The sequence below is a fragment of the Actinocrinis sp. genome (assembly GCF_035605935.1).
GTDB lineage: Bacteria > Actinomycetota > Actinomycetes > Streptomycetales > Catenulisporaceae > Actinocrinis.
The window spans coordinates 1-4,481 of sequence record NZ_DATNGK010000142.1; the positions used below are offsets into that span (position 1 = coordinate 1).

Sequence of the window (4,481 nt, forward strand, 5' to 3'; positions counted from 1 at the left end):
GCAGCTGCGAGCCGCGCAGCCGCTCTGGTCGGTCTCGACTCCGGCCCTCGCGGCCGCCGAAGCGTGCAGCGAGCCGCGCGCGCTGGCCGAAGCCGACCGACTAGCCGAGCAGGCGGCGCGCGACCGTGCGCACCTCGAGGATCGGCTCGCCGAGCTACCAGACGTCCGACTGCCCGTCGTGTCGGCCGCTCGCGGCGAGTCGGGTACGGCCCGTGCCCCCTTCGTCCTCGTGCACGCCCCCGGCGCCGACAAGATCCGGCTGCGGCTGCGCGAGAGCGGATTCGCGCTGCGCCGCGCCGACACGTTTCCCGGCCTCGGCCCCGACTGGCTGCGCATCGCCGTACGTGCCCCCGAAGTCACCGACGCGCTCATCGCCGCCTGGCCGCGCTGACCCGCTCGCGCTGCATCCGAACACTGCGCTCATCGGACGGTGCGTTTATCCGAACACGCCCGGCGGACCCACCACCGCCGACAGGATCGCCGCGTTCGGCAGCAGCACCGTGCCGTTGTCGGTGACCAGCTTCACGTAAGTCAGGTTCATGTCCGCGACGAGGCCGGTCAGCACGCCGCCGAGCGCCCCCGAGCGGATCGAGATCTCGTCGCCGATCGCGAACGGCCTGGTCAGCAGCAGCATCAGCCCCGCGAACACGTTGCCGAGCGACTGCTGCGCCGCGATGCCGAGGATCACACCGGTGACCGCGCCGCCGAGCAGCAGCCGCTCTACCGGCACGTTGATCGCGCCGAGCGTGCCGAAGATCACGAAGACGTAGCCGACCACCAGGCAGAACCAGCGCAGCCCGGCGCGGCGATTGTCGCCGAGGCTGGCGGGCACCGTCTTGAGGATCTCGTTCGTCGCCGATCGCACCGCGCTGACGCCGAAGACCAGGAACAGCACCGCGCCGCCGACCGCCGCGGCGTGCGCGATGGAGGAGTGCTTGTTGAAGAAGTCGACGCGCGCCGGCGTGTTCGTGAGCACGCCGCCGGCGCTGTAGGTCAGGGCGAGCCCTATGCAGGCGAGCACCGTCGCCAAGATCGCGCGCCGGAAATCCGCGCTGATCGCGTTGTGCAAGGCCATCAGCGGCGATTGCTCGTCTGGCTCGAGCTGGTGGATGCGACCGGAATGCTGCTCGGCCGCCTGCTTCACCCCGGCCTGCGCGGCCACGGCCCGCTCGCTCTCGGCCGCAGTTGCCGCGCCGCCGACGACACCGGGGCTGGTGCCGGGCACGTCGCGCACACCGGTAGCGGTAGCCGTCGCGATCTCCGCTGCGGCGATCGCGTCCTGCTGCTGTGTCTCTGCGGCGTGCGCGTGTGCCACCTGCGGGACTGGCGACGCCTGTACCGCCGCCTCGTCGGCCGCGATTGACTGTGCCTCTCCGTGTCCGTCCGGCTGCGTATGCGTCGGCGTGTCCGCGGGCGCTTCTCTTCGCTCGGGAGTCGCCTGTTCGCCGGCTGTCTGGCCGCTCACCGCTGCTCCCTTCAGTCACTCGGTTTCTGGCGGTTGATCACTTTACGGCGTGTCATCCCGCGGATGCCAAGACGATCAGCGCCGAACCCGACGCCCGATGGGAGAATGGAATCCGCGCACTCATTTGGCGGCGAGCTAGGAGACCGGGGATGACCGAACCACTGAGCGGCCGGATCGTGGAGCCGAGCGATCAGCCCGGCTCCGGCGGCGGCCCGCGCCGCCCCGGTCCGCTTTCGCCCAAATGGGCCAAGGCGTGGATCGTGCCCGTCGTGTTCGGCGCGGCCTCGACCATCCTCGGCGTACTGGTGCTCGTCTGGCCCGGACACACCGTCGGCGCACTGACCGAACTGTTCGGCCTCTACCTCCTCATCACCGGCGGCTACCGCTTCGTCGCCGCGATCCAACTGCACGGAGTCGATCCGGTCGCGCGGGTCGTCGCCCTGGTGCTCGCGGCGCTGTCGATCGGCGTGGGCGTCGTCTGCCTGATCGACCCGTTCCGCACCGCGTCCTCGTTCGCCGTCGTCGCTGGGGCCTTCTGGTTCGCCGCGGGCGCGATCACCTGGTTCGGGTCCTGGCAGCGGCGCGGGCACGATGTGGCGGCCGGGCGCGCGCCGGGATTCGCCGGGGGAGTGTTCAGTATGATCATCGGAATCCTGATCATGCTCTTCCCGAAGAGCAGCCTGCTGTTCCTCGCCGTGGTGCTCGGCTGCTGGCTGATCTTCTTCGGCATCTCCGCGTTCGCGACCGGACTGGCCGCGCGCAGGCTGCTGAAGAACGTCGAGCGCGCCGTCCTCTACTGGCCCTGACCGCCCTGTGCCGGTCTCGAGCGCCACGGCAGCGCGTCCGGACGCGGGATACGTACTGGCCCATGTCGCAGGACAGTTCTAGCGTTGACTCCATGAGCACGGACATGAGCATCGAGATCAGGGACGAACGCGAAGAGGGTCGCTACGGCGCCTACCTGGACGGCCGGCGCATCGGGTACGCGACGTGGGTGAAGGTGCACGACACGGTCGTCCTCCCGCACGCCGAGGTCGATTCGGCCTGGGAGCGGCAGGGGATCGGCTCGATGCTCGCCCGGCGGGCCTTCGAGGACGCCAAAGCCGACGGGCTCACGGTGCTGCCGCTCTGCCCGTTCATGCGGCGTTGGGCCGACCTGCATCCGCTCTTCCGGGACATCGTGCGCGCGCCGCGGCCTGGTGAGATGCCGGCCGTCAACGACGCCGTGCACGCGGCGCGCACGCTCGAAGGGCTGGCCAAGTCGGCCGGAGTCGACCAAGCTCAGCACTCGACGTCCCAGCGCTGAGCACCGAGAAACCAACCGGAGGTCGCTACCCCCATGTCCGTGCACGAAGACGCCGTCGAACTGGCCGGCGAACTCGCCGAGCTGCGCCGCGCCCTGCACCGTGAGCCGGAACTCGGCCTCGAACTGCCCCGCACCCAGGAGAAGGTCCTCGCCGCCATCGACGGCCTGGGCCTGGAGGTGTCTACCGGCAAGGGGCTCAACTCGGTAACCGCAGTGCTGCGCGGTAACGCACCCGGCCCGACCGTCCTGCTGCGCGGAGACATGGACGCGCTCCCGCTTCAAGAGGCCGGCACGCACGAGTTCATCTCACGCAGCGACGGCATCATGCACGCCTGCGGACACGACCTGCACACGGCGATCCTCGCGGGCGCAGCCAAGCTCCTCTCCGCGCGGCGCGACGACTTGCACGGCGACGTGGTCTTCATGTTCCAGCCGGGGGAGGAAGGCAACGACGGCGCAGCCCACATGATCGCCGAGGGACTCCTCGACGCGACCGGCACGCTGCCGAGCGCGGCGTACGCGATCCACGTCACCTCCGGACTCCTCCCGCGCGGCGTATTCGCGACGAAGCCCGGCACGTTGATGGCGGCCTGCGCGGACTTCAAGGTGACGGTCCGCGGACGTGGCGGCCACGGCTCGACCCCGTACCGCGCCAACGATCCGATCCCCGCGGCCTGCGAAATGGTGACCGCGCTGCAGACCGTGGTGACGCGCAAGTTCGACATCTTCGACCCGATCGTGGTGACCGTCGGATACTTCCGGGCCGGGACGAAGAACAACATCATTCCGGACACGGCGGTCTTCGACGCGACCATCCGGGCCTTCTCCGCCGCCGCGCTCGAGCGGGTGCTGCCAACGGTGAAGGCGACGGTCGAGGGCATCGCGCAGGCACACGGCCTTGAGGTCGACGCCGAATTCCACAGCCTCTACCCGGTGACGGTCAATGACCCGGCGGCGGCCGAGACGGTCGGCGCGACGGTCCGCGAGCACTTCGGCGAGCAGCGCTTCCTCACGATGCCGCAGCCGCTGCCCGGCGCCGAGGACTTCTCGCGCGTCTTGGAACGTGTCCCCGGCGCGATGGTCTTCCTCGGCGCGACGATCGACGGCCGCGACCCGGCGACCGCCCCGTTCAACCACGCCCCCGAGGCAGCCTTCGACGACCGGGTCCTGCCGGATGGCGCGGCGCTGCTGGCCCAACTCGCCGTCGACCGGCTCGCCGCCACCGCGGCCAAATGACCCGGCCCAGCCCGTAGAATGACCATGCGGCGAGCCGGTCGGGCGACCGCGTGCGCGGGCGCGAGCCCGCGCCCGAGGAAAGTCCGGGCTCCACAGGGCAGGGTGGTTGGCAACACCAACCCGGGGTGACCCGCGGGACAGTGCCACAGAAAACAGACCGCCGTGGTCACGTTGTGACCGCGGTAAGGGTGAAACGGCGGGGTAAGAGCCCACCAGCGCCCGGGGTGACCCGGGCGGCTCGGTAAACCCCACCCGGAGCAAGGTCAAAAAGGGCAGACGCGAGCGGCAAACGCCGCGAACGCCGGCCCGCGCGAGTGTCTGAGGGCGGCCCGCCCAAGCTCGCGGGTAGACCGCTTGAGGCGTGCGGCGACGCACGCCCTAGATGGATGGTCGCCTCGCACGCTGTCCGCAGCGCGCGAACAGAACCCGGCTTATATGATCGACTCGCCGCCCCCCAGGTCACTGGCCTGGGGG

Annotated in this window: 4 protein-coding genes, 1 other RNA gene and 1 pseudogene; 5 read left to right on the forward strand and 1 reads right to left on the reverse strand. The window is 70.4% G+C overall.

Translation table 11 applies throughout. The features are described 5' to 3' along the window. A pseudogene (locus tag VN779_RS12170) lies at positions 1-391 on the forward strand (aminotransferase); the annotation flags it as partial. Between the two features lie 45 nt (positions 392-436). Here the strand turns inward: VN779_RS12170 and VN779_RS12175 are convergent. Beyond that, positions 437-1,465, reverse strand: coding sequence for a mechanosensitive ion channel family protein (locus VN779_RS12175; protein ID WP_325722601.1), 1,029 nt, complete (start codon positions 1,463-1,465; stop codon positions 437-439). 149 nt (positions 1,466-1,614) lie between these two features. Here VN779_RS12175 and VN779_RS12180 point away from each other — a divergent pair, with 149 nt between their 5' ends. The 4 genes from VN779_RS12180 (at position 1,615) to rnpB (ending at position 4,458) form a co-directional block, all read left to right on the forward strand. Continuing rightward, positions 1,615-2,271, forward strand: coding sequence for an HdeD family acid-resistance protein (locus VN779_RS12180; RefSeq protein WP_325722602.1), 657 nt, complete (start codon positions 1,615-1,617; stop codon positions 2,269-2,271). A 92-nt stretch (positions 2,272-2,363) separates the two neighbouring features. After that, positions 2,364-2,771, forward strand: coding sequence for a GNAT family N-acetyltransferase (locus tag VN779_RS12185; RefSeq protein WP_325722603.1), 408 nt, complete (start codon positions 2,364-2,366; stop codon positions 2,769-2,771). A 33-nt stretch (positions 2,772-2,804) separates the two neighbouring features. Beyond that, entirely contained in the window at positions 2,805-4,007 is a 1,203-nt protein-coding gene (locus tag VN779_RS12190; RefSeq protein ID WP_325722604.1) for a M20 family metallopeptidase, read from the forward strand. Between the two features lie 30 nt (positions 4,008-4,037). Further along, positions 4,038-4,458: RNase P RNA component class A (rnpB, locus tag VN779_RS12195), an RNA gene on the forward strand. Positions 4,459-4,481: the final 23 nt, after the last annotated feature.

Coding starts and splice junctions, on each gene's coding strand:
- VN779_RS12180 (WP_325722602.1), top strand. CDS start 1,615: ATGACCGAACCACTGAGCGGCCGGATCGTGGAGCCGAGCGATCAGCCC.
- VN779_RS12185 (WP_325722603.1), top strand. CDS start 2,364: ATGAGCACGGACATGAGCATCGAGATCAGGGACGAACGCGAAGAGGGT.
- VN779_RS12190 (WP_325722604.1), top strand. CDS start 2,805: ATGTCCGTGCACGAAGACGCCGTCGAACTGGCCGGCGAACTCGCCGAG.